Below are 1,858 nucleotides of genomic sequence, written 5' to 3' on the forward strand. Positions count from 1 at the left end.
CAAAGCAAGGCATTTTAAAAATTTTTCAGATATTTGTTCTGAGAAATTGACTGAAAACCTTGCCAGATAAGGATTTGATTGAATGACATTTGCGAGAATGAAACGACCCTACCTTGATAAGGGGGGTGCCGATAGGCGGGGGGATCCCCCCTGCCCCCCTTGATAAGGGGGGGATCTGACAACTTTTAACACCTACCTACTTACCTTTATTATAGAGGAAAATCCCCCAGAGAAATTTTTTATTCTTCCTCGGACTCTGGAGAACTTACCCAAGGGGTAGAAGATTCGGCAGCTTTCGGGAAAGAAAAAGATTTTTTCGGAGGAGAAGGCAATAATTCCAATTGTCGATTACCGGTTTTATAGCTAGTTTTATTTTTCTGCTCTCCCCGTCGTCGTTGGGAGGTTTTTTCCTCCGTGGTATTTTCGGCTATCACTTCATACAAAATCGCCCGTTTATCCTCTTGTTGGCCTTTTCTTAAAACCCGTCCTAAACGCTGAATATATTCCCTGGTGGAACCGGTTCCCGATAAAATAATCGCGATGCGCGCTTCCGGCACATCAACCCCTTCATTAAGAACATGGGAAGTCACCAGAATTTTGTATTCTCCCTGACGAAAACGGGTCAGGATTTCATGGCGTTCTTTCACGGGAGTTTGATGGGTTATGGCAGGTATTAAAAAGCTCTCGGAAATGCGGTAAACTGTGGCATTATCGTTGGTAAAAATCAAAATTGGTTCCGGATGGTGTTCACAGATTAACTCGGCTAAAACCCGCAATTTTCCCTGGGTTCCGGAGGATATTTCCTTCGACTCCCGGTGCGCTAACATGGCCCGGCGCCCTTCGCTACTTCTGGCACTAATCATGACAAAATTTTGCCAACCATCTAAACCGGACAAACTGAGATTATTTCTTCTTAAAAAATCATTGCGAATTTTAATTGCTTCTTGATATTTTTCCTGTTCTTTGGCAGATAGTTTCACTTTAATTTGAATTATTTCATGATCCGCTAGGGCTTTTCCTGACAAGTCTTGGGGACTTTTTTGATAAACAATTGCACCAATAAGATAATCTAAATCCTGATGACTACCATCACCGCGATCCGGTGTTGCTGTTAAGCCTAAACGATAGGGTGCGATCGAATCTTCCGCTATTTTCCGAAAGAAATCCGATGGTAAATGATGACATTCATCAAAAATCAAAAAAGCGTAACGATTGCCAAGAGTTTCTGAATAAATTGCCGCACTTTGATAGGTGGCGATTAAAATAGCACTATTATCCTTAGAACCTCCCCCTAATAATCCCACCTCGGCATCGGGAAAAGCCGCCAACATCTGGGCATACCACTGGTGCATTAAATCAATAGTCGGCACGATAATTAAGGTACTGCGGGGAGTCGATTGTAGAGCTAATTGGGCAAGATAGGTTTTGCCGGCAGCGGTGGGAAGGACGATAACACCCCTTCTCTGGGATTTTTTCCAAGCGATTAACGCTTCCGTTTGGTGGGGGTAGGGTTCCCGTTCAAAACTGGCAATTAATTCTAAATTGTTGAAAGCTTTTGCTTCATCTTGGAAGTTAATGCCCTCCTCCTGTAGGGTTTCCACGAGAGGACGATAATGAATGGCCAAAATGCGAAATCTTTCGATACGATCATCCCAAGTGGCAAAATCTAGCCATTTTTTCCCTTTTGGTGGTGGATGAAGAATTAAGGTTCCTCGCTCATATTTGAGGGTGGGTAAGCGCATTTTTCAGTTATCAGTTATCAGTTATCAGTTATCAGTTATCAGTTATCAGTTATCAGTTATCAGTTATCAGTTATCAGTTATCAGTTATCAGTTATCAGTTATCAGTTATCAGTTAT

Annotated in this window: 1 protein-coding gene; it reads right to left on the bottom strand. The window is 42.4% G+C overall.

Going from position 1 to position 1,858, the window contains the following annotated elements; genetic code table 11:
• Window positions 1–239: 239 nt before the first annotated feature.
• Complete coding sequence (locus tag H6F92_RS00260) at window positions 240–1,742, bottom strand: DEAD/DEAH box helicase (RefSeq protein ID WP_012266720.1); 1,503 nt, start codon at window positions 1,740–1,742, stop codon at window positions 240–242.
• Window positions 1,743–1,858 lie beyond the last annotated feature (116 nt).

It is taken from the genome of Microcystis wesenbergii FACHB-1317 (assembly GCF_014696875.1).
GTDB lineage: Bacteria > Cyanobacteriota > Cyanobacteriia > Cyanobacteriales > Microcystaceae > Microcystis > Microcystis wesenbergii_A.

Coding starts and splice junctions, on each gene's coding strand:
- H6F92_RS00260 (WP_012266720.1), bottom strand. CDS start 1,742: ATGCGCTTACCCACCCTCAAATATGAGCGAGGAACCTTAATTCTTCAT.